This is a genomic window from Pantoea nemavictus (genome assembly GCF_037479095.1).
Classification (GTDB): domain Bacteria; phylum Pseudomonadota; class Gammaproteobacteria; order Enterobacterales; family Enterobacteriaceae; genus Pantoea; species Pantoea nemavictus.
This window is the reverse complement of the sequence record NZ_JBBGZW010000001.1, coordinates 3718169-3740849: the sequence shown is the minus strand read 5'-3', so window position 1 is coordinate 3740849 and position 22681 is coordinate 3718169. Positions and strand designations below refer to the sequence as shown.

At 52.8% G+C, this 22681-nt stretch carries 23 protein-coding genes and 1 pseudogene; 15 read left to right on the top strand and 9 right to left on the bottom strand.

What is annotated here, in order from left to right; genetic code table 11:
* Window positions 1-69: 69 nt before the first annotated feature.
* From WH298_RS17195 to rimJ, 3 genes are read right to left on the bottom strand one after another with little or no spacing between them, the layout of a single operon-like run.
* Entirely contained in the window at window positions 70-990 is a 921-nt protein-coding gene (locus tag WH298_RS17195) for a Gfo/Idh/MocA family protein (protein WP_180823409.1), read from the bottom strand.
* A 1-nt stretch (window position 991) separates the two neighbouring features.
* Complete coding sequence (locus WH298_RS17190) at window positions 992-1633, bottom strand: DUF480 domain-containing protein (protein ID WP_007885824.1); 642 nt, start codon at window positions 1631-1633, stop codon at window positions 992-994.
* 14 nt (window positions 1634-1647) lie between these two features.
* Window positions 1648-2241, bottom strand: a complete 594-nt coding sequence (gene rimJ, locus WH298_RS17185) for a ribosomal protein S5-alanine N-acetyltransferase (protein WP_007885825.1) — start codon at window positions 2239-2241, stop codon at window positions 1648-1650.
* A 245-nt stretch (window positions 2242-2486) separates the two neighbouring features.
* Between rimJ and mdtH the strand changes: the two genes are divergently transcribed.
* The 10 genes from mdtH (at window position 2487) to WH298_RS17135 (ending at window position 10210) form a co-directional block, all read left to right on the top strand.
* Window positions 2487-3689 carry a multidrug efflux MFS transporter MdtH gene (gene mdtH, locus WH298_RS17180; protein WP_180823408.1) on the top strand — a complete coding sequence of 401 codons (1203 nt, stop codon included), beginning with the start codon at window positions 2487-2489 and terminating at the stop codon, window positions 3687-3689.
* Window positions 3690-3778: 89 nt separating this feature from the next.
* Complete coding sequence (gene grxB / locus WH298_RS17175; protein WP_007885827.1) at window positions 3779-4426, top strand: glutaredoxin 2; 648 nt, start codon at window positions 3779-3781, stop codon at window positions 4424-4426.
* A gap of 112 nt (window positions 4427-4538) precedes the next feature.
* Window positions 4539-5102, top strand: a complete 564-nt coding sequence (locus WH298_RS17170) for a lipoprotein (protein ID WP_049851084.1) — start codon at window positions 4539-4541, stop codon at window positions 5100-5102.
* A 135-nt stretch (window positions 5103-5237) separates the two neighbouring features.
* Window positions 5238-6284 (top strand): dihydroorotase, encoded by a 1047-nt coding sequence (gene pyrC, locus WH298_RS17165; protein ID WP_049851083.1) that lies wholly within the window; start codon window positions 5238-5240, stop codon window positions 6282-6284.
* Window positions 6285-6352: 68 nt separating this feature from the next.
* Window positions 6353-6598 carry a DNA damage-inducible protein I gene (gene dinI, locus WH298_RS17160; RefSeq protein WP_180823407.1) on the top strand — a complete coding sequence of 82 codons (246 nt, stop codon included), beginning with the start codon at window positions 6353-6355 and terminating at the stop codon, window positions 6596-6598.
* A gap of 143 nt (window positions 6599-6741) precedes the next feature.
* Window positions 6742-7011: a hypothetical protein gene (locus tag WH298_RS17155; RefSeq protein ID WP_007893663.1), complete on the top strand. Its 270-nt coding sequence runs from the start codon at window positions 6742-6744 to the stop codon at window positions 7009-7011.
* Window positions 7012-7289: 278 nt separating this feature from the next.
* Window positions 7290-7544, top strand: a complete 255-nt coding sequence (gene bssS, locus WH298_RS17150; protein ID WP_007893664.1) for a biofilm formation regulator BssS — start codon at window positions 7290-7292, stop codon at window positions 7542-7544.
* Window positions 7545-7650: 106 nt separating this feature from the next.
* A complete protein-coding gene (gene solA / locus WH298_RS17145) occupies window positions 7651-8766 on the top strand; it encodes an N-methyl-L-tryptophan oxidase (protein ID WP_180823406.1) in 1116 nt (371 codons plus the stop codon).
* Between the two features lie 294 nt (window positions 8767-9060).
* Window positions 9061-9633 carry a cytochrome b gene (locus WH298_RS17140; RefSeq protein WP_180823405.1) on the top strand — a complete coding sequence of 191 codons (573 nt, stop codon included), beginning with the start codon at window positions 9061-9063 and terminating at the stop codon, window positions 9631-9633.
* A gap of 1 nt (window position 9634) precedes the next feature.
* Window positions 9635-10210 (top strand): YceI family protein, encoded by a 576-nt coding sequence (locus WH298_RS17135; protein ID WP_007893670.1) that lies wholly within the window; start codon window positions 9635-9637, stop codon window positions 10208-10210.
* A gap of 36 nt (window positions 10211-10246) precedes the next feature.
* On the opposite strand, the gene trhO is transcribed toward WH298_RS17135, so the two are convergent.
* Complete coding sequence (gene trhO, locus WH298_RS17130; RefSeq protein WP_049851078.1) at window positions 10247-11302, bottom strand: oxygen-dependent tRNA uridine(34) hydroxylase TrhO; 1056 nt, start codon at window positions 11300-11302, stop codon at window positions 10247-10249.
* Between the two features lie 267 nt (window positions 11303-11569).
* Here trhO and WH298_RS17125 point away from each other — a divergent pair, with 267 nt between their 5' ends.
* From WH298_RS17125 to WH298_RS17115, 3 genes and pseudogenes are all read left to right on the top strand, one after another.
* The gene (locus tag WH298_RS17125; protein WP_049851077.1) at window positions 11570-12493 is read left to right on the top strand and encodes a Kdo(2)-lipid IV(A) acyltransferase; all 924 of its coding nucleotides are present in this window, start codon (window positions 11570-11572) and stop codon (window positions 12491-12493) included.
* Between the two features lie 559 nt (window positions 12494-13052).
* The gene (locus WH298_RS17120; RefSeq protein ID WP_007893676.1) at window positions 13053-13319 is read left to right on the top strand and encodes a hypothetical protein; all 267 of its coding nucleotides are present in this window, start codon (window positions 13053-13055) and stop codon (window positions 13317-13319) included.
* 119 nt (window positions 13320-13438) lie between these two features.
* A pseudogene (locus WH298_RS17115) lies at window positions 13439-13837 on the top strand (MysB family protein).
* 3 nt (window positions 13838-13840) lie between these two features.
* Here the strand turns inward: WH298_RS17115 and WH298_RS17110 are convergent.
* The 3 genes from WH298_RS17110 to WH298_RS17100 all read right to left on the bottom strand — a co-directional run bounded on the left by WH298_RS17110 (window position 13841) and on the right by WH298_RS17100 (window position 18301).
* Window positions 13841-14080 (bottom strand): YceK/YidQ family lipoprotein, encoded by a 240-nt coding sequence (locus WH298_RS17110; RefSeq protein WP_007893679.1) that lies wholly within the window; start codon window positions 14078-14080, stop codon window positions 13841-13843.
* Between the two features lie 143 nt (window positions 14081-14223).
* Entirely contained in the window at window positions 14224-16773 is a 2550-nt protein-coding gene (gene mdoH / locus WH298_RS17105) for a glucans biosynthesis glucosyltransferase MdoH (protein WP_180823404.1), read from the bottom strand.
* Window positions 16766-18301, bottom strand: a complete 1536-nt coding sequence (locus WH298_RS17100; protein WP_180823737.1) for a glucan biosynthesis protein G — start codon at window positions 18299-18301, stop codon at window positions 16766-16768. Before WH298_RS17100 ends, mdoH begins: the two co-directional genes overlap by 8 nt.
* A 278-nt stretch (window positions 18302-18579) precedes the next feature.
* On the opposite strand from WH298_RS17100, the gene mdoC reads away from it, so the two are divergent.
* Window positions 18580-19704 (top strand): glucans biosynthesis protein MdoC, encoded by a 1125-nt coding sequence (gene mdoC / locus WH298_RS17095; RefSeq protein WP_049851075.1) that lies wholly within the window; start codon window positions 18580-18582, stop codon window positions 19702-19704.
* A 30-nt stretch (window positions 19705-19734) separates the two neighbouring features.
* On the opposite strand, the gene WH298_RS17090 is transcribed toward mdoC, so the two are convergent.
* A complete protein-coding gene (locus tag WH298_RS17090; protein ID WP_304623271.1) occupies window positions 19735-21198 on the bottom strand; it encodes a phospholipase D-like domain-containing protein in 1464 nt (487 codons plus the stop codon).
* Between the two features lie 153 nt (window positions 21199-21351).
* Between WH298_RS17090 and WH298_RS17085 the strand changes: the two genes are divergently transcribed.
* On the top strand, window positions 21352-22500 hold the full coding sequence (locus tag WH298_RS17085; RefSeq protein ID WP_007893688.1) for a glycoside hydrolase family 1 protein: 1149 nt from the start codon (window positions 21352-21354) through the stop codon (window positions 22498-22500).
* Here the strand turns inward: WH298_RS17085 and WH298_RS17080 are convergent.
* On the bottom strand, window positions 22497-22670 hold the full coding sequence (locus WH298_RS17080; RefSeq protein ID WP_007893690.1) for a hypothetical protein: 174 nt from the start codon (window positions 22668-22670) through the stop codon (window positions 22497-22499). The two genes, WH298_RS17085 and WH298_RS17080, sit on opposite strands and share 4 nt — an antisense overlap.
* Between the last annotated feature and the right edge of the window lie 11 nt (window positions 22671-22681).

The window sequence follows — 22681 nt, the reverse complement described above, 5'->3', positions numbered from 1 at the left end:
CATCCCTTGATGTCCGGCGATAGTCTACTGACACGGCGGGAAATGACCAGCATTGAGTGTTACAAGGGGTTATTCCTGTTCGGCATCGCGCCACAGTTTTTCCACCAGACGCTGCGCCGCCAGTGCTTGCTCGCCACTGGTTTCAGGCATCGTCTGATTTTCTACACACTGGATGAAATGCTGCGCTGCGCCGCTGAAACCGCGCTGGGTAAGATGACTTTGCCACGCGGGCGGCACATCACGCACGATTCCGCTGCGGTTCTCCTGCTGCCAGTCGCGCATCTCATTAATTTCAATGTAATCGCCGTCACAGATGGCGCTCACCACCTCGCGCTGCGTACCCGCACGACGGTGCATGCTGGTGGTGATTTGTAGCGATCCGGCGGAGAAGTGGTGCTCGGCGAAAAGCATCGCGCCATCATCATTGGTTTCGATGTGTCCCAACTCGCGCTTTAGACTACCGCCAGCCAGCCACAGCGCGGTATCAACCACGTGCAGATAATCGTCCAGTAAGGTAAAACGCAGATCGTGCGGGCCGACGCTATCTGCACGGTGCTTCTCAATGCGCAAGGATGCGGCACGCGGCATTTCATTTTTCAGCTGCTGATAACGCGGCGCAAAACGGCGATTGAACGCCACCATCAGCTTACGCTTATGCTTGTCAGCCAGCGCCACCAGCGCCTCGGCCTGCTGCAGGGTTTCGGCTAATGGCTTATCGACGCACACATCCTTGCCCGCCAGCAATAGCGCCTTGACGACTTCGTAATGGCTGGCGGTGCTACTGTGCACGAACACCGCATCGCTGGCCGCCGCCAGGGCATCCAGCTGGCCAAAGTACGGCATGCGATAGCTGTCGCAAATCGGTTGTGCCTTTGCCTGGTTGGGAGAAAATGCCCCCGCCAGCTGCCAGCTGCTGGCCTGAGATAGCACCGGCAGCCACGCTTTTTGCGCGATGCCGCCTAAACCCACAATGCCAATACGTAGCGTCATCTCAGTTCTCCTTTGCCAGCAGCTGTTCCAACTGCGACTGCAACTGTGCAACCGTTTCTTCCAGCTGCGCCACGCGCGCCGCAAGCGTGTCATTATCCGCTGCGGTTTCGCCGTTGGCCGCCTCTTCCACCACCTCGCCACCGAACAAGTGCATATAGCGGCTCTCACGTTTGCCCGGCTCACGCGCCAGCCGCACCACCATCGGACCATCATCGCGCGTGGATAATCCGTTGAGTGTCTGCTCCACTTCATTCATATCGCTGAATTCATGCAGGCGGCCGCTGCGCGTACGCAGCTCGCCGGGCGTCTGCGCACCGCGCAGAAATAACAGCGTCAACACCGCCACTTCGGCGCTACTCAATTGCAGATTGCCGAAAGCCGAGTTACAGAAACGTTGCTCATACTTACTAACGCGCTGGCCAAAACCGTTATTGGCCGTCACCAGATGCTTTTTCACCAGCTCATCGAGCTGCGCTTGCACCTCCATTTCGCTGAGATTCAGCACCGGTTCACGGTTGGATTTTTGATTACAGGCGGTCACTACGCCATTGAGTGAGAGCGGATATTGATCCGGTGTGGTGACCTGCTTCTCCAGCAGGCAACCAATCACGCGCAACGCCTGCGCGGATAAGGCCATTTTCATTGGGATATCCTTTTTTATTGTCCACGGCGATCCGGGGTCCACTCCCGGTAAGTGAGCGCAGTCAGCACGTGATCCTGCCAGCGCCCATCAATCAATAAGTAATCTTTGGCGTAGCCCTCTTTTTCAAATCCGAGGCGCGCCAGCAAGTCGCCACTGCGCTGATTGTGCGGCATGTAATTGGCCATAATGCGGTGAATGCGCTGCTGCCGCTGCATATAACGAATCGTGGTGCTGAGCGCTTCAAACATCAGCCCCTGACCTTGCCACTTCTCCCCGAGCGAATAGCCGAGGTAGCAAGCGTGGAACGATCCGCGCAGCACGTTGCTGTAGTTAGCAACACCACGCACTTCATGCTCTTCCGGGTCCATCAGCACAAAATAGTAGGCAGAGCCCTGTTTGTGCATGTCGGCGATCAGTCCGAGACGTGCTTGCCAGCCCGAAGGATAACAATGGCTTTCGTCGCGAACCGGCTCCCAGGGCTTAAGAAATGCACGATTTTCCGCATAATAATCGGCCAACCGCCAGGCATCGCGTTCATGTACTAAACGGACCACTAAGCGATCGGTAGTGAGGCGCACGCGTGGGCCAGCAGAACGATAGCCAAACATCATGACTCCTGAAATCCATAACTTAAGAAAGATGTACGCCAGCGGCGATACTTCTCACTATAACCGCCACCCCGCTTGCGGTAAAACCCTGCAACGCGTTCCAGGTGATTGATCCTGAATTAGGATTAATATTTCTGCGGATTCGATGAAAAAATATCATCCTGAGAAAGCTGTTTTTCGCCCTGATGCAGGTGGAAAATAGACCAATTGGTCTCTTATCTCCTCTCACTTGCTCAGGAATTAGCATGTCTCGGGTTGCGCGGGCACGACGCCTCGGTAAAACTTTTCTTTTAGTCGATAACATGCTGGTGGTGTTGGGATTTTTCGTGGTATTTCCCCTCATCTCCATCCATTTTGTTGAACAGCTGGGTTGGGCCGCGCTGATGGTTGGCATCGCGCTCGGCTTGCGTCAATTCGTTCAGCAGGGATTTGGCATTTTCGGCGGTGCGATCGCCGATCGCTTCGGTGCGCGTCCGCTGATTGTGACCGGCATGCTGATGCGTGCGGCGGGTTTTGCCTGCATGGCGCTGGCGCATGAGCCCTGGCTGTTATGGCTCGCCTGTTTGCTCTCTGGTCTGGGCGGCACGCTGTTTGATCCACCACGCAGTGCGCTGGTGATGAAACTGGTGCGCGCGCGTGAACGCGGTCGCTTCTTCTCACTGTTGATGATGCAGGACAGCGCCGGCGCGGTACTGGGTGCGCTCATAGGTAGTTGGTTGCTGGCGTGGGATTTTCGTCTGGTGTGCTGGGTTGGCGCAGCGGTGTTTGTTAGCGCAGCACTGTTTAACGCGATTTGGCTACCGGCATGGCGCATCTCGACCGAACGCATCGCGATGCGTGCGGGCATGCAGCGCGTCTGGCAGGACAAGCGCTTCCGCCTGTATGTGCTGACGTTGACCGGCTATTACATTCTCGCCGTACAGGTGATGTTGATGCTGCCGGTGATGGTGAATCAGGTGGCTGGGGCACCGACTGCCGTGAAGTGGATGTACGCCATTGAAGCGCTGCTGTCGCTAAGTCTGCTCTATCCGCTGGCGCGCTGGAGCGAAAAACGCTTCCGCCTGGAAACGCGCCTGATGGCAGGGTTGTTCCTGATGACCTTCAGTCTGCTACCGGTTGGCATGACCGATTCGCTGCCGTCGCTGTTTATGCTGATCGCAATATTTTACCTCGGTTCGATTATTGCCGAACCGGCGCGTGAAACGCTCAGCGCGTCGCTGGCCAGTTCGCGCGCGCGTGGCAGCTATATGGGCTTTAGTCGTCTCGGCCTCGCCATTGGCGGCTTAATCGGCTATTCCGGCGGCGGCTGGATGTTCGATATGGGCCAGCAATGGGCGCTACCCGAACTGCCGTGGATGCTGCTCAGCAGCGTGGGCATGGTCACGCTTTTCGCTCTGTGGTGGCAGTTCCAGCCGCGCCCGGTGGCTCCGGCGATTTTCAGCAGCTAGTTTGCCCCGGCCAAAGATCTCTTCCATACTTCCCGCACGTCCGAAAAAAGGGTGACCTCCGTCACCCTGAGAACCACAGGAGAAACGGGATGAAACTTTACATCTACGATCACTGCCCTTTCTGCGTGAAGGCACGCATGATTTTCGGGTTAAAAAATCTGCCGTTAGAACTGATCGTGATGCTCAATGACGATGAGCAAACACCGAAGAGGTTGATTGGCCAGAAAATGGCGCCGATTCTGCAAAAAGCCGATGGCAGTGCCGTGCCGGAAAGCATGGATATTGTACGTCTGGTGGATAAATCCGATCATGAACCGCTGCTGAATGGCAAAAGTAATCCCGCGATTAGCGACTGGCTGCGCCGCGTGAACGGCTACGTCAATAAGCTGCTGATACCGCGCATCGCCGATGCGTCCTTTGCCGAATTTGCCACGCCGGAAGCACGCCGCTACTTTAGCGAGAAAAAACAGGCCAGCATCGGTGACTTCACCGAATTGCGTAAACACGCGCCGGGTCTGATTAAAAACATCAGCGATGATCTGCGCCAGCTCGATAAGTTGATTGTCAAACCTAACGCCGTTAACGGCGAGCTTTCCGAAGATGACATTCATCTGTTCCCGCTGCTGCGCTCCCTGACGCTGGTTAGCGGCATTGAATGGCCGAGCCGTGTGGCCGATTATCGCGACAATATGGCGAAACAAACCCAGGTTAATCTCCTCTCCTCTATCGCCGCTTAATCATCCTGCAATGAGAAGCGCAGTCGCGCTTCTCAGCTCTGGCCTGGTGACACCTTGTCCATATTCAGGCAGGCTATCGCTGTTTTGCCGTTTCGATCAGGATGAGGACACTATGAAAAAGGCGTTTTCCGGGCTGCTGGCCCTGTTTTTAGCCGTGCTACTCAGCGGCTGTAACCAATTAACGCAATACACCATCAGCGAGCAGGAAGTGAATCAGGCGCTGCAAAAGCGCAATAACTTTGAAAAAGACATCGGCGTTTCCGGGCTGGTAAATGCGCATATCGTGCTGAGTGAACTCAATAGCCAAATTGGCCGCGAAGAGCCGGGCAAAATCACGCTTTCCGGTAAAGCCAATATCAATGTCAGCTCGCTCTTTGGTCCGCAGCAGGCAGAAATGCTGCTGAAGATGAAGGCGCAGCCGGTGTATAACGCCCAGGAAGGCGCGATTTATCTGCATGATATGGAAATTGTTGATGCGCAGGTGCAGCCAGAGAAAATGGCTTCAATCATGAAAACGCTGACGCCTTATCTCAATGAGTCGCTGAAACGCTACTTCAATGAGAAGCCGGCCTATGTGCTGAGTGCAGACCGCAGTAAAGGCGAAGCGCTGGCGAAGAAACTCGCTAAAGGGATTGAAGTAAAACCGGGACAATTAGTGATTCCGTTTACCGAATAATCCACGCAACCGCACCTTCGGGTGCGGTTTTTGTATGTCACGATAAAATCCCGTGCAAACGGTTGCCCACATCCTTATGATTACTCCCCGGCCTAAACGCGCCTCTCGTTTTCTTCTCAGCCGGAGTCTTTTTGAATGACAGCCCAACCTCAGCAAATCACTATTCGCCGCCCTGACGACTGGCACATCCATCTGCGCGATGGCGCGATGCTTAACGCCGTGCTGCCTTATACCAGCGCCGTGAATGGTCGTGCGATTGTCATGCCAAATCTGGTGCCACCGGTCATTAGCGTGGCGGCTGCCGTAGCCTATCGCGAACGTATTCTGGCCGCGTTGCCTGCTGAGCATGCTTTTACTCCGCTGATGACCTGCTACCTCACCGATTCGCTCGATCCTGATGAGATCGAACGCGGTTTCCGTGACGGGACCTTTACCGCAGCCAAACTCTATCCTGCACACGCCACCACCAACTCCAGCCATGGTGTCACCAACATCGCTTCCATTGCTAAGGTGCTGGATCGCATGCAGCAAATCGGAATGCCAATGCTGGTGCACGGCGAAGTGACCGATGCGCATATCGATATTTTTGACCGTGAAGCCCGCTTTATCGAAACCGTGCTGGAACCGCTGCGCAAACAGTTCCCGGCGTTGAAAGTGGTGATGGAACATATCACCACCCAAGAAGCCGCCGAGTATCTGGCTGCAGGTAACGATCTGCTGGGCGCAACAATTACGCCGCAGCACCTGATGTTTAACCGAAACCACATGCTGGTGGGCGGCGTACGTCCCCATCTCTATTGCTTGCCGATTCTGAAGCGCAATATCCATCAGGAAGCGCTGCGCAAGCTGGTCGCCAGCGGTAATCGTCGTGTATTTCTCGGTACCGATACCGCACCGCATCTGCGCCACCTGAAAGAGGCCAGCTGCGGTTGTGCAGGCGTGTTTAATGCCCCTACCTCGCTGCCGGCTTACGCCACGGTATTTGAAGAGTTGCATGCGTTAGAACATTTCGAAGCTTTCTGCTCTGAGAACGGCGCCAATTTCTATGGTCTGCCGTTGAACGAAGGCACCATAACGCTGGTGCGTGAGTCCTGGAAGGTTGAGGAGAGTATTGCGCTGGCTGACGATACGTTGGTGCCGTTCCTTGCCGGTGAAACCCTGAACTGGCGCATTAAAGATTAATTCAATGCTGCTTGCCTTCGGGATAACTATACTGTACAAATAAACAGTATATTATTCCGGAGGCTTCTATGCGTGTTGAAATTACCGTAGCAAAAACTTCGCCCCTGCCCACAGGTGCACTGGACGCACTGAGCATCGAACTGGTCCGTCGCATTACGCAGGATTTTCCTGACGACGATCATCACGTCAAAGTCCGTTATGCCGGCGGCAATCAGCTCAGCGTCTTTGGTGGCTGTAAAGCGTCACGTGAGCGCATCAGCGAACTATTACAAGAAACCTGGGAAAGCGCTGACGACTGGTTTAATAACGATTAACTGCCACTGTGCCGTTTTTGCCGGGTTTCGCCACCCGGCTTTTTTGTTTTTATTTCGCTCTCGCCAGAAAAACTTCCTGCATCTAGACTCATGTTAAACGATCCCCTATTCTTGCCTCGTCATGCTTACAGGAGGTGTTTTACATGACTACTGAAAAACCAGAAGAGGCGATGACCTTTGGGGAATTGCTGGCATTTATTGCTGACCAACAGCGCCGCTTAACCGTATTAGAAAATGCTTTTGCCACGCTGACCTTCTGTCTCGACGATCGTGCCAACCAGCTGCTGGTACACAATTTGACGCTTGAAGCGCAAAACCAGAACCACGACGAGCAGTTACAGCAGCATTTTACCCGGTTGGCCGAAGAGATTCAGAAGCGTCACGGCCTGCTGCCGGCAGAGTCACAACCGTAACAGCACCACCCTTTTTACGTTAAAGTTTCGCGGTAAAAATGCCGATAATCTCTTACGTCCCGGCAGTAATATTGCCAATAAAATGCCTGGCGCTTCGGGCATTTTATTATTCGGTAAAAAGGGTTTTATAAACGCGTTTATTTCAACGCCGTTAACTTTCGTCATACCTTTTAACTATTGTACCCGCTGATCCATGTTATAATTGTTTCGCTAGTGCACGATACAGCCGCATTGAACCTCAAGAAGCACTTCGTTTAACGAGTAATACGGAGGTTATAATGGACAGAAATAAAGACGTCATCCAGACTCATCCGTTGGTGGGATGGGACATCAGCACCGTAGACAGTTATGACGCCATGATGATTCGCCTGCACTCGCTCTCCTCGCAGGATCAGAAAGAAGAAGAAGCTGACGTGGGCCCGACCTACTGGCTGACTACCGATGTCGCCAGACAGTTTATCTCCCTACTCGAAGCTGGCATTGCAAAAATAGAGTCGACCGAGCAGTACCTACGCGACAATCAAAAGCATTAATTTCCACTATCGCGTGAAAGGGCACCCAACAGGGTGCCTTTTTCATGGGCGCTCTCTTTTGATATGCTGTTGAAAAATTTCGCCGTTTTGCTGGAGTGATGTCGTTATGGTTTATGATCTGATTGTGGTAGGAAGCGGTTCGGTAGGTGCAGCCGCTGGCTTTTACGCGACTCAGGCCGGCTTATCCGTGCTGATGATTGACAGCGCCCATCCACCGCACAATCAGGGCACCCATCATGGTGAAACCCGCCTGATTCGCCATGCTTACGGCGAAGGCGAACGCTACGTCCCGCTAGTACTGCGCGCCCAAACGTTATGGGATGAACTGGAGCGTCAGAGCGGCGAGCGCATTATGCATCGTAGCGGCATTCTCAATTTAGCGCCGATCACCTCCCCGTTTATTCAAAATGTCATCGACAGCGCAAAAGCGTGGCAGTTGGATGTCACCCTGCTGCAGGCTGACGAAGTGCGGGCACGCTGGCCGCAATTTACCGTGCCGGATGGTTATATCGGCGTGTTCGAACCCAACTCCGGCTTCCTCAAATGCGAGCAGGCGGTGCGCAGCTGGGTGCAGCTGGCTGAGCAGGCGGGCTGCGCGCAACTGTTTAACTGTCCGGTGACGGAAATCGGCCGCGACGGTGATTTACAGCAGGTCACCACCAGCGACGGTATTTTCCGCGCTCGTAAATTATTGATCAGCGCCGGAACCTGGGTCAGTCATTTAGTTGATGGTTTGCCGGTGGCGCCGGTGCGCAAAGTGTTCGCCTGGTATCAGGCCGATGGCCGCTATAGCGAGAATAACAAGTTCCCAGGTTTTACCGTGGAGATGAGTGATGGCAGCCATTTTTACGGCTTCCCGGCGGATAACAATGCTCTGAAAGTGGGACGTCATGATGGTGGGCAGTTAATGCATGCACCTGCAGATCGTAAACCTTTTGGCAGTATCGCAGTCGACGGTAACGAGTCGTTTAACTTCCTGCGCAAGTTTTTGCCGGGCGTCGGTGTCTGTTTGCACGGCGAAGCGTGCAGTTATGACAACACGCCGGATGAAGATTTCATTATTGATACGCTGCCAGGTGAGCCCGATCGCCTGATTATTACCGGCCTGAGCGGGCATGGTTTTAAATTCGCCAGCGTGCTGGGTGAGCTTGCCAGCGAATTTGCGCAAAATAAACCCTTCTCTTTCGATATTAAGCCCTTCTCGTTGAGCCGTTTTTACTAATATTTCTGGTCGGCGCATAAAGTGCGCCGACTAAATTGACGCAACCTGACAATAAATTACCTTTCATGACGCTTAATTCCCTCATTCAGCGCATTTAGTGAAGTATTTCCCCTCGCTTGCACGATTACCTTTCACTGTGACTTAACCCTTTCAATTATCCTGAAGGAGTTACCGTCAATTACTCATTTAATCCGATGATCATTTTCAACTTTATAGAAAAGTAAGGTGAATTGATTTTGTATTACAAAATGTAGATGCTCATTACCACTTATTTCATTTTGCTGGACATTTAATATGTGGCGCAATTCCACACAGCACTTCGGCATCGTCTCAATTTTCATGCACTGGCTCATGGCGCTGGTTATTTACGGCATGTTTGCGCTGGGATTATGGATGGTTGGATTAGGTTATTACGACGGCTGGTATCACGATGCACCTGAGATTCATAAAGGCATCGGCATTCTGCTGTTTGCCGCTCTGCTGTTGCGTGTCGGCTGGCGATTTATCTCGCCGCCGCCTAAACCGTTGCCAGGCTATTCACCTGCAGTGCGCCGTTCAGCCACTGCGGCACACTGGATGCTATACAGTCTGCTGATCGTATTGCTGATCAGCGGCTACCTCATCTCCACCGCCGATGGCAAAGCCATCTCCGTATTTGGCTGGTTCGACGTGCCAGCCCTGTTCAGCGGCGCCGGCCAACAAGCCGATTTGGCTGGGGCCATTCATCTTTGGCTGGCCTGGGGTTTAGTGCTGCTTTCAGCACTGCACGCGCTGGCTGCCTTGAAACACCATTTCATCGACCGTGATGTGACTCTGAAAAGGATGTTGGGCTACCGCATCCCGTTAACCTCTGAAAAGGAAAAGTAACATGTTAAAGAAAACATTACTGGCAGTAGCCGCGGCCGGATTATTAAGCGCCAGCCTGACCGCCAGCGCAGCGGATTATAAGTTTGATAAGGAAGGCCAGCATGCGTTTGTCCAGTTCCGTATTCAGCATTTGGGCTACAGCTGGTTATACGGGACGTTCAAAGATTTCGATGGCGGCTTTACCTTCGATGAAGCCAATCCGTCGGCGGACAAAGTGAATGTCACCATTAACACGAATAGTCTCGATACCAACCATGCTGAACGCGATAAGCATCTGCGTAGCGCAGATTTTCTTAACACCGGCAAATTCCCGCAGGCAACTTTTGCTTCAACCGCGGTGAAGAAAGAGGGTAAGGATTACAAAATCACCGGCGATTTGACGCTGAATGGCGTGACCAAACCGATCACCCTGGATGCAAAATTGATGGGCGAAGGCAAAGATCCGTGGGGCGGTTATCGTGCCGGATTTGAAGCCAGCGGAGAGATTGTGCTGAAAGAGTTCAATATCAGCAAAGACCTTGGCCCGGCATCACAAAAAGCAGAACTGATTATTTCGGTTGAAGGCGTGCGCAAGTAATAAAATGCAGCCTGAGCGCTTCAGGCTGCACTGAAATTACTTTTTATCCGGTGCCGGAATCGCCATCGTCATGTTCAGTAAACCACGCGATTTATTGAACACCTTATTGCCATTCTCACGGCCCGCACGGCGTGCGCGCTGCTCTTCTGGCGACAGCGTTGACTCTTCCATGCAGATGGGGCTACAGCAGTTGTGATACTTTTCAGCGCAGCTTGGGCACTGAATGAACAACAAATGACAGCCATCATTAATGCAGTTGGTATGGCTATCACAAGGCGTACCACACTGATGACAGCTGGAAAGAATATCGTCGGAGATGCGTTCGCCCATGCGCTCATCAAAGACAAAGTTCTTGCCCTTAAAACGCACCGGTAAACCCTGCTCACGCGCACGACGGGTGTACTCAATAATGCCGCCTTCAATATGGTAAACATCATTGAAGCCGTTATGTTTCATCCACGCGCTGGCTTTTTCACAACGAATGCCGCCGGTGCAGTACATAACAATCTTTTTGTCTTTCTTATCCTGCAGCATATCCACTGCCATCGGCAGCTGATCGCGGAAGGTATCTGCGGGGACTTCCAGCGCATTATCGAAGCGCCCTACTTCATATTCGTAGTGATTGCGCATATCGACAAATAACGCATCAGGATCGTCGAGCAGCGCATTAACGTCGGCGGCTTTCAGGTAAGCGCCTACATCGCTGGCATCAAAGCTGTTGTCTTCAATTCCATCTGCAACAATGCGCTCACGCACTTTCAAACGCAGAACCCAAAAGGATTTGCCGTCATCATCCAGCGCAATATTCATGCGCAGATTATTCAGCGCCGCATCGAAGGCGTACAAGGTCGCCTTCATTTTTTCATAACGGCTGGCGGGCACGCTGATCTGCGCGTTGATGCCTTCATGCGCCACATAGACGCGGCCAAACACCTTGAGCTTAGTTAACTCAACGTAGAGGGCATCACGGAACGCTTTGGGATCGGCAATCTGGAAGTATTTATAAAAAGAGACTGTGGTACGTGGTTCGGTTTCCGCCAACATACGTTCCTTCAGCTCTTTATTGGAAACAAGGTTATGTAACACTGGCATGGTGTTCGTCCTGTTAGCAATCAGAGAAATTAAGCGCGCGTATGATACCCGAATTCTGCCGGATGCAAAATCTTTGGTGTGTTAAGCCTAACGCGAGACATAACCGGCGTAATTCTGCGTCACAATTGCATTTTCGTGCGCATAGCTGCTGCCGGATGACAGTCCACCGTCTATGCTTGATTTCAGCCAGAGTGAAAAAATGGCATAATGCTAAAAAATTACAGAAACCGGACTCTCTGGCATAAGACGCAGGATACTGACATTTTCATGACTCAACTTCCCCAACTCACCCGCGAACTGCTTCATCCACGCTATTGGCCGACCTGGATCGGCATTGGTTTTCTTTATTTATTGGTGCTCTTACCTTATCCAGTGCTGCACGCGATTGGCTGCGGACTGGGGCGCATAGCGATGCGCTTTATGAAGCGGCGCGTCGAGGTGGCACAACGCAATCTGGAGGTGTGCTTCCCGACTATGCCGACTAACGAACGTGAAGCGATGGTGAAACACAATTTTGAATCGGTGGGTATGGGACTGATTGAAACGGGGATGGCGTGGTTTTGGCCGGACTGGCGTATTCGTAAATGGGTGGCCACCAGCGGACTTGAGCATGTTACCCATGCGCTGGAACAGAAGCGTGGCATCTTATTAATTGGTATGCACTTCCTGACGTTGGAACTGGGTGCCCGCGTGTTTGGCATGCACAATCCAGGCATTGGCGTGTATCGCCCCAACGACAACAAGCTGATCGATTGGCTGCAAACCTGGGGCCGCATGCGCTCCAACAAAAGCATGCTCGACCGTAAAGATCTCAAAGGCATGATTCGCGCGATGAAGAACAACGACATTATCTGGTATGCACCGGATCATGATTACGGCCCGCGCAGTAGTGTGTTTGCCCCTTTCTTTGCGGTGCCGGATGCGGCGACCACCACTGGGACACATATGCTGATCCGTCTCGCCAATCCGAGCGTAGTGCCGTTCCTTGCACGACGCCTGCCGAATGCGCGCGGCTATGAACTTAAAATGATGCCGGATATCCGCGATAAGTTCACACTTGAAACTGAGCTTGATACCGCGGTAGTGATGAATAAAGTGGTTGAAGAAACGGTCCTGTTGGCTCCAGAGCAATATATGTGGCTGCACCGCCGCTTTAAAACCCGTCCTGAAGGACAACCTTCCGTTTATTAAAATCTTTTCGGGGTACTGTTGGTGCCCCACACATCTCCATTCTAATTTGCCTTATCCCGCGATTTTCGCCGGTTATTAATAAGCGAGTCGGACCAGCCTGAACTTAGGCTGATAGTTAACTTAGCGCCAGATAAAGTCAGACAGCATGCGGATATCCTGCGACAAGCTTGCTAAAAGTGAGGATTAAGTGAGTTAACCAGCGCGAAAATCTGCGCTTCGAGCTGATTATTGATTTGCGCCTCATTAATATTTACTCACCAAATTGTGCCGCTACGGACCTGATCCCGATCATTTCCAGGGCTATTCCTATTTAATATTGCTAAACCCTTCGACTTCACTTATCAATGCAGTAAAATTAACTTAATAAACAAGGCATTGTCTGAACAAAAAACGCCATATTCCATCCAGGCAAAATAATCAGCCTTCTTATATCATTATGGAATTTGTCGCCAAAATCGAATGCAGTTAATTTCGATGATGACAGTTAGCATAATAAGTTCAAATTTAAAAAAATATAAAAAGATTTCACACAGCAAATATATCTCAGGATACATATTATATGAATAAAGGCATCTACTACTACGTGACGGTCAGTACCGATCAAGAAGGTTATCATCTGCTGCATCGGAAAGAGTGCAAACGTTTACCTGTGAAGGAGGATATGGTTTTTATCGGCACTCTGTATAATTTAAATCAGGCACTTACAACCGCTCGTATTAATTTCAAAAAAGTTAAGCCCTGTATTAAATGTTGCATTCGTTACTCTGCTCCCATTATTCATGAGTCAGTACGCCCGGTATTACACTTTCCCCAGAAATTAGCCTGAAGGGTTGGGCGGTTGAATTTCACTCAACCGCCCAACCGATATTCACTCTCTTCCCTTCACTTGCTGTTTTTTCGTCTATCCTTCTGTGAAATCCCTTTTTTACAGACATGGAGTTGATGATGAGCCTGTTTAGCACCCTGGAAGAAGCCATTGAAGCGGCACGCGAGGAGTTTCTCGCCAGCCAACCCGAAATTGCACAAGAAGATGCCAATGTCAGCCAGTTCGCCCTGCAAAAGTACGTGATGCAGGACGGCGACATTATGTGGCAGGCCGAATTTTTCGCTGAATAGGATGGCCTGGGCGAATGCCTACCCATCTCCAGCGGTGAAGCCGCACAGGCGATATTCGACGGTGATTTCGATGAAGTCGAGTTACGTCAGGAGTGGCAAGCTGAAAATACCCTGCACGAATGGGATGAGGGCGAATTTCAGTTAGAGCCACCGCGCGACCTTGAAGAAGGTGAAGCGGCGGCGCAGGAGTGGGAAGACGACAACAGCCCTTCTGACAACTTGCCTTAAGCGTTATTCGTACGGGCCGTGATTGGCATCAACCGGCAATAATAGCGTGTCCATGACCAGCGATAGCGGTAAATCGAGAATGGTCAGCACACGCCACGGCCCGTCACGAACGTCCCACTGCACGCCAGGATAATATTGGTTGCCATGCCCCTGTCCGGGAAAGGTGCGGCTAATAATACTGCCACAGCCGGTAAGCAACAGAATGGTGGCGCTAAGCGCAGTTATTTTCAGGAAAGCATTCACAACGTTTACTCACAATGAACTGGCGCCAGTTTAACCCTCTCTACGAGGAGTGACTACTTCTTCAGGTGTAAAGGTTGCGTTATTCCCTGCAGATTAACGGCATAAAAAAAGCGGCATCTCTGCCGCTTTTTACTTTATTAACCTTAACGCTGTGGCAGCGCCTCAGGGTTGAGCTTCAGCTTTTGATAGCTTTCCACCCACTGATGATATTTGTCAGCACTTTCCCACAAGCGTGAGTGAACACGTGCCAGCACCACCGGATCGCTAATCAGCTGCAAACGCTGCTCGCGGTTAAGTTTCTCTGGCGCATCACTCAGTGCCTGATCAACGCGACGATCGCGCGCATGGTCCAGCAAATCACTCTGTTTGTGACGCGATGTGGCCATCGCCGTCGCCAGCGCGTTAAACGCAGGGTTAAACAGCGCGTGCATAAAGCCATTTTTCAGCGCACGTTGACGGTTGATCTGCAGATAGTGATCGGTATCGACCAGCTCTTTTGGCGGCTCGTACTCTTCCGGAATCAGGAACAGCTTAGCATTCTTGCTCTTCTGCCCTACCGTCGCACGACTCGACATCACCGACACAAATGGCGACAGGATCAGCGAGAAGACAATCGGCGACAGCCACCACAGGAAGTTCAGATCCAGCAAGCCCATGCCGCCCGCCCACACGATACCCAACAGCATCTGTGAACCGTGACGACGGAAGGCTTCGCTCCACGGCGTCGCATCATCGTCACGCTGCGGTGAATTCCATACCACTTCCCAGCCAAGGAACGCGCTGACCACGAAGACGGTGTGGAACAGCATGCGCACCGGTGCTAACAGCACCGAGAACAGCATCTCCAGAATCAGCGAGCAGAACAAGCGGATGGCGCCACCGTAAGGCTTCGCTCCCTTGAACCAAATCAACACCACGCTCAACAGTTTCGGCAGGAACAGCAGCACCAGCGTGGTCGAGAACAGCGCAATCGCCAGATCAGGACGCCACTGCGGCCACACCGGGAACAGCTGGCGCGGCTGCAGGAAGTAGGTCGGTTCCATCAGCGTGTGCACCACCTGCAAGGCAGTGGAGAGCGCAAGGAACATAAACCACAACGGCGCAGAGAGATACGACATCACGCCCGTCAGGAACACCGCACGGTGAACCGGGTGCATACCTTTTACCAGGAACAGGCGGAAGTTCATCAGGTTACCGTGGCACCAGCGACGGTCACGCTTCAGTTCATCCAGCAGGTTCGGTGGCAGCTCTTCATAAGAACCCGGCAGATCGTAGGCAATCCATACGCCCCAACCCGCACGACGCATCAGCGCCGCTTCAACGAAGTCATGCGACAGGATCGAACCGGCGAAGGAACCTTCTCCCGGCAGCGGAGCCAGCGCACAATGTTCAATGAACGGTTTCACACGAATGATGGCGTTATGGCCCCAATAGTGCGATTCACCCAACTGCCAGAAGTGCAGACCGGCGGTAAACAGCGGACCGTAAACACGCGTGGCAAACTGCTGACAACGCGCATACAGCGTATCCATGCCAGACGCTTTTGGCGAAGACTGGATAATACCGGCGTTCGGGTTAGCATCCATCATGCGCACCAGACCGGTAAGACACTCACCGCTCATCACGCTGTCGGCGTCCAGCACCACCATATAGCTGTAGTTGACACCCCAGCGACGGCAGAAGTCATCGATGTTGCCGCTTTTACGCTTTACACGACGACGACGACGACGATAGAAAATCTTGCCCGCACCACCGACATCGCGTACCAGCTCCATCCAGGCTTTCTGCTCGGCGATAGCGATGTCCGCATCGTAGCTGTCACTCAGAATGTAAACGTCGAAATGCTCGGCATTACCCGTACGTTTAACCGATTCCCAGGTCGCACGCAGGCCCGCGAACACGCGCTCAACGTCTTCATTACAGATCGGCATGATTAACGCAGTACGATGTTCCGGATTCAGCGGTTCATCACCGGTGGTCGAGTACGAAATACTGTACTTATCGCGGCCAATCAGCAGCTGTAGGAAGCCCATCAGCGCGGTCCAGAAACCGGCTGAAACCCAACAGAACAGAATGGCAAACAGGAACAGAATCCCGGTCTGCAAGATATAAGGCAGAATCAATTCAACCGACTGCAACCAGTTCTGGTTAAACATCTCGATCGGATCGATCAGCGTCCAGCCCTGATACGGCAGAATGGTTTTCATGTACCAGGTGGCCACCACGGTTTGCAGAATCGTGAGAATCAGCAACACGTAACGACGCATTGAACCCACGTGTCGCCACTTGTCCTCGGTTTTTTGCTCTTCCACCGAGGCATAGCGCGGCGTGGATTTCTTACCACGGACAGAATCCCAGGCGCGCGCAATGGGGTTGGTGCGCCAGATCTCCGGGAACATCAGCGAACGCTTCACCTTCGGCATCGCCTTCAGCGTGGTGCGGTCGAGATAATCCTTGCTCAGCTGCTGACCATCCGCCAATGAGTCTGGCCAGGCCATTTGCACACGGGATGACACCGATTTCAGCGGCGCATCATCCGGGCGCTCGCTGGCGGCAATATCGTGCCCCAGCGACGTATGAATAGCGTGGAACGCCTGCGCATTCTGTAGCGAATCGCTCAGACGGGCGCGCCCTGCCGCATCAAGCGGCAGAGCCTCCACGTAAGATTGAGGTAAAAATATCGATTTATTCATTGGCAGGTAGCTGATAGCTCCAGGTTTCCGTCAATGTCTTGTCGCCGCTTACCAGCGCCGCACGCATTTCGGTCGGCTGCTTGTTATCTTTCACACGCAGACGCAACACTAAACGCCAGCCTTTGGTTACCGGGTTGTAGCGTACACTCTGCTCAACCACGTCAGCGTTGTCACCCACGCTAACCTGCGGCGCCACTTGCGTATCTTCCGGCAGCTTGCTCATCGCTTTGCCGACAAAATCCACGGTGAAGGCGATAGAACCATCCGGCTGACGCACCAGGTTCGACTGTTTCACATCACCCGCTGAACGCAGCGTATCTTTCACCCAGGCGATGTCATCTGAATGCAGCTGATTTTCATCACGTGTGAAGTGCAGGCGATACTGGAAGTTCATCTCTTTGCCTGGCTCTGGCAGTTTTTCCGGCGTCCAGAACGCGACGATATTATCGTTGGTTTCATCGGCAGTCGGAATCTCTACCAGCTCAACGCGGCCTTTGCCCCAGTCACCCTGCGGCTCAACCCAGCCACTTGGGCGCAGATCGTAGCGATCGTCGAGATCCTGGAAACGGCTGAAATCACGCGTGCGCTGCAGCAGACCAAACCCTTTCGGGTTCTCAACGGTAAAGGTGCTTACCGCCAGATGTTTCGGGTTATTCAGCGGACGCCAAATCCACTCACCGTTACCGGCGTGGATCGAAAGACCGTTTGAATCGTGCAGCTCTGAACGGAAGTTAGTTACCGGCGAAGGCTGGTTAGCTCCAAACAGGAACATGCTGGTTAACGGCGCAACGCCCAATTTGCCAACGTTATCACGCAGATAAACTTTGGACTGCACATCAACCGTTGATTCTTTGCCCGGACGAATGGTGAAGCGATACGCACCGGACGCGCGTGGCGAATCCAGCAGCGCATAAATCACCAGCTGTTTGTCCTGCGGTTTTGGACGTTCAATCCAAAACTCTTTAAAGCGCGGGAACTCTTCACCTGACGGTAATGCAGTATCAATCGCCAGACCGCGCGCCGAAAGTCCGTAAACCTGGCCTTCGCCAATTACACGGAAATAGCTGGCACCGAGGAAGCTGGTGATCTCGTCGTCTTTGCCCTTTTTATTTAAAGGATACAACACCTTAAACCCAGCAAAGCCGAGGTTTTTGACTGAATCAGCATCGTGCTTAACGTTGCCAAAATTGAAATAGTCAGGGTCATATTTAATTTCACGTACTGAAGACGCCGTGACTTCGTTAATTTTCACCGGCGTATCGAAATACATACCCTGATGGTAGAACTCAAGCTTAAACGGCGTACGCAGTTTGCCCCAATAAGCTTTGTCGTGGTTAAACTGGATCTGCTGATAGTCAGCAAACTTCATTTCACGAAACTGAGAGGGTAAATTGCTCTTTGGCGCTTCGAAACTTTTCCCTGCCAACGCCTTGGCTTGTTTTGCTACATCATCGATGTTAAACGCCCAACTATTGTTGGCATACAAAGCCAGCAGAACTGCCGCGCCTACCCAGCGCATCTTTACCAGTCCCACTTTATTATTCACATTATTCAGCACATCCCCCCCTTTCGTGTGCTTAGATCAAACCCGATTATCTTAAAGGATTATTCGGTTTTCCGACAGCGTATGTAATAGATTGTTCCGCTGATTTGTAAGCTGAAAGTGTGCTTTTCGGATAATTAAACCCTGCAAAATCACATACAGATTCACCTGATAGTATACCCTGTTTACAGCCGGTAGAATTTTCCTTCGGCATAATCTGGTTTCAGGGCGAAACCGGCAAGTAAACTGACTATTGGAAGATTATGAGTTCAGCTAAACCCGAACGTGAATATTTCCTCGATTCGATTCGAGCGTATTTAATGTTATTAGGCGTGCCTTTTCACGTCTCACTGATTTACTCCACGCAAAAGTGGGCGGTGAATAGCCATGACGCCTCGATGTGGTTGACGGTACTTAATGACTTTATTCATGCCTTCCGCATGCAGGTATTCTTTGTTATTTCTGGCTATTTTTCCTACATGCTCTACTTACGCTATCAGCCCCAGCGCTGGCTGAAAGTGCGTCTGGAGCGCGTCGGCATTCCCATGTTGACAGCCGTTCCGCTGATTACGTTGCCGCAGTTTTTCATCACCAAAAATCTCACCGATAAAATCGGCGACTGGAACAGTTTCTCGCTGTACGACAAGTACAATACGCTGATGTGGGAGCTGATTTCGCATCTATGGTTTTTACTGGTCCTGGTCATTCTCACCACGCTCGGCATGTTGACGTTTCGCTGGCTGAACAAACAGCAGCGCGTTATCAATTATCAGCAAATCGGCTGGGGGAAACTGACGCTGGCGCTGCTGATTTATGCCTTGATATGGTGTGCGTTCCGCCGCGTGCTGTTTTATTTCGTCCCGGCGGTTTTTGCCGATGGCCTGTTCAGCATTGCCGTGATGCAAATGTTGACGTTCCTGCCGTTCTTTATGTTGGGCGCGTTGAGCTGGAAGCATCAGGAGTTGAAAGCGCTGTTTGTGCGCTTTAATCCGGTGATGTGCTTTGGCGCCATTGCCGTGTTTATCGCCTACAGTCTGAATCAGCGTTACAGCAGTGGCGAAGGTTGGCTGTATGAGATTGATATGATCATCACCACGCTCATGGGTTTGTGCATGCTCAACGTCTGCTTTAGCTTCGGTCACAAGCTGCTGAACAGCCATTCACCGCGCATCATGTATCTGGTTAATGCCTCGCTGTTTATCTATCTGGTGCACCATCCGCTGACCATTTTGTATGGCATCTACATTACGCCGCACATTGGTAATAACACGCTCGGCTTCTTCCTCGGTTTATTGATGGTGTTTGGCGTGGCCTTTACGCTGTACGAAATTCATCTGCGCATTCCACTGCTGCGTTTCCTGTTCTCCGGGAAGCCACAGCGCAAATAAACAACGGGCCAGCTAAGCTGGCCCGTTGTTTTAGAGCAACCACTCCACCGGCAGACGCCACACCAGGCGCACCAGCAAGCGCTGCAGCAGCGTGCACTGCGGTTCATGCTTGTGCACCACTTCGCCCTGCTCATGAGCATACTCTACCCAGTTGACGCGCCCCCACTTATCGAGACGCAGTGTCCAGGCGCGATCGCGCATGCCGGCAATAAAACGTTGGTGGGTTTGCTGTGCCAACGCTTCGCTCTCAATCACCAAACCCATTTCGGTATTCAACATCGCCGAGCGCGGATCGAAATTAAACGAGCCGATAAACACTTTACGGTTGTCCACGGTAAAGGTTTTGGCATGCAAACTGGAGCCTGAGTTACCGGTTAAACCGCGGTCGTGCGGCGCGCTTTGCGGATTATCCTGTGGCTTCAGCTCATACAGCGCGATGCCATGACGCAGCAGTTTTTTACGCCAGCGCGCATAACCGGCGTGCACCACCGTAACGTCATTAGCCGCCAGCGAGTTGGTGAGTATGGCGATTTTAACCCCGCGCCGCTTCAGCGCCAGCAGCTGCGCCACGCCAGAACGCGTAGGAACAAAATAGGCGGAGATAATATCGAACTGCTGCTGCGGCATCCCGATCACCTCCAGCATGCGCTGCGGCAACAAATTACGCCGCTTCGCCTTGCCGAGGCCTTTGCGCGGGTCATCGCTCAGTAAGCGCGACTCCGCCCACGTCATCTCCAGCTCGCCCTGCTCCATCTGGTTGATGAATGAGGAGTGCTCCAGCCGCGCCAGATAGCGTTCCACCGCTTCACTCTGCTGCCACTCCACCGGCAAGCGCACCGCCTGATGCGCCTCGCCGCTGACGTCAACCACCTTACGCAGCGTTGATACCGCTTTACTGCGCCAGTAGCGCTCGAAATCCTGCGTCACCTCGTCCACCACCGGACCGATCGCCAGCACATCAAGATCGGTAAACAGCGGCTCATCGCCCGTGCCGAAATATTCATCGCCGATATTGCGTCCGCCCACCAGCGTGGCCGCGCCATCGACCGTCAGACTTTTATTGTGCATGCGTCGATTAAGACGTGAGAAATCGGTGAGATACCCTAGCGCGCGCAATGTGCGAAACGAAAAGGGATTGAACAAGCGCACGGCAATGTTGGGATGACGATCGAGTTCGGCCAGCGTCTCATCCAAACCCGGCGTGTTGTTGTCATCGAGCAGCAAACGCACTTTCACCCCGCGCTCGGCGGCATCCAGCAGCGCGCTAAACAGCAAGCGGCCGGACATGTCGTTGTGCCAGATGTAGTACTGCACATCAATGCTGTGCTGCGCCCTGCTCATCATCTGATAGCGCGCAGCAAAAGCGTCTAAGCCATCGTTGAGCGGATGAATACCGCTCATGCCAGGATGCTGTGCGCAGCGCGCATCAACATTCGGTTTCAGCCCTTTGCCCGGATGCTCCTCGGGCGGCAAAGATTGTGCTGCTTCACTCATAGTGAATCCCTGAAAGCTGTGGACCTATTATTGTTAGTATCGGCGCGATAAATGGCAATCGGAGCCTTCCTCATCTGCCAAATGGCGCGTCGTCAATTTAGTCTAGACTTAGCCAAGCGTTCTGCATCCGGCGTTCACCGTGAGGAGAGGATTATGACTCAGCAATCCCTGCGCCATCACCCTCAGCTGTTCCGAAGCTTTTTTCAAGGCAGTTTTCCCTGTTCCACCGCATGTCGCGCGGGCGGACGTCGGCTGGATATGGTGATCAGCAGCGGCCACGATATGCTGCTGGAGAAGGATTATGCCGCCCTGGCGCGAGAGGGTTTGCACACCGCGCGCGATGGCGCACGCTGGCACCTGATCGAAGCCGTGCCCAACGAATATGACTGGCGCACCTTTCTACCGATGGTGCATGCCGCGGCGCGCCATGACATGCAGATTATCTGGGAGCTGGCACACTTTGGCTATCCCGATCACCTTGATATCTGGAAAGCCAGTTTTGTTGACCATTTCGAACGTTTCGCACGCGCCATGGCGCAGCTGATGCGCGATGAAGGTATTGAAAAACCCTTTTTCACACCGATCAATCAAATTTCATTCTGGTCATGGGCGGGTGCCGATGTCTCCTGGCTCGATCCCTACGCCAGCGATCGCGGGCGTGAGCTAAAGCGCCAACTGGTGCGCGCCTCGCTGGCGGCGATGCATGCGATTCGTGAGGTCTATCCCGATGCGCGCTTTGTGCTGACCGATCCGCTGGTGCAAGTTGCAACCCATCCCGATAATCCCGACAGCAAACCTTATGCTGATGCCCAGCATCAGGCCCAGTTTGAAGCCTGGGACTGGCTTGCCGGACGCGATGCGCCTGAACTGGGTGGACGCGAAGATTTTCTCGATGTTCTCGGCCTGAACTACTATCCGGATAATCATTGGTTCTTCTCCGGCGACACTATTCCGCTCGATCATCCCACGCGGCAACCGTTGCACCGTTTATTGCTGCAGTGCTGGCAGCGCTACCAGCGGCCGATGATCCTGGCGGAAACCGGCGCCGAAGGCGATGCGCGCGCGCCCTGGCTGCGTCAGGTGAGTGAAGAAGCGCGATTGGCGCTAGAGCAAGGTGTGGCGCTGGAAGGGATTTCGCTCTATCCGGTGGTGGAGTATCCGGCATGGGCCGACGATCGGCGTTCCCCAGGCGCGCTGTTTGGCCTCGGCGATCCCAACGGTAATCGCACCTTACATGAGGCGCTGGCGCTGGAGTTGCGCAGTCAACAGATTAAGTGGCAGAACCGGCAGACAAAAGATTAAGAGTGTTGGGTGGTGACGCTTTGTTGCGGGCAGGTTTGTACATCAAGCGAGGGATCGGCGGGATGCCGCACATCGGTAAGCCAGGTCATGGTGAAGAGAAACACCACACCAATCAGGCAGGCGGATAACAGGCCAATTATGGCGATCAGTTTGTCATCTCTGGCTTCCATCGACATCTCCT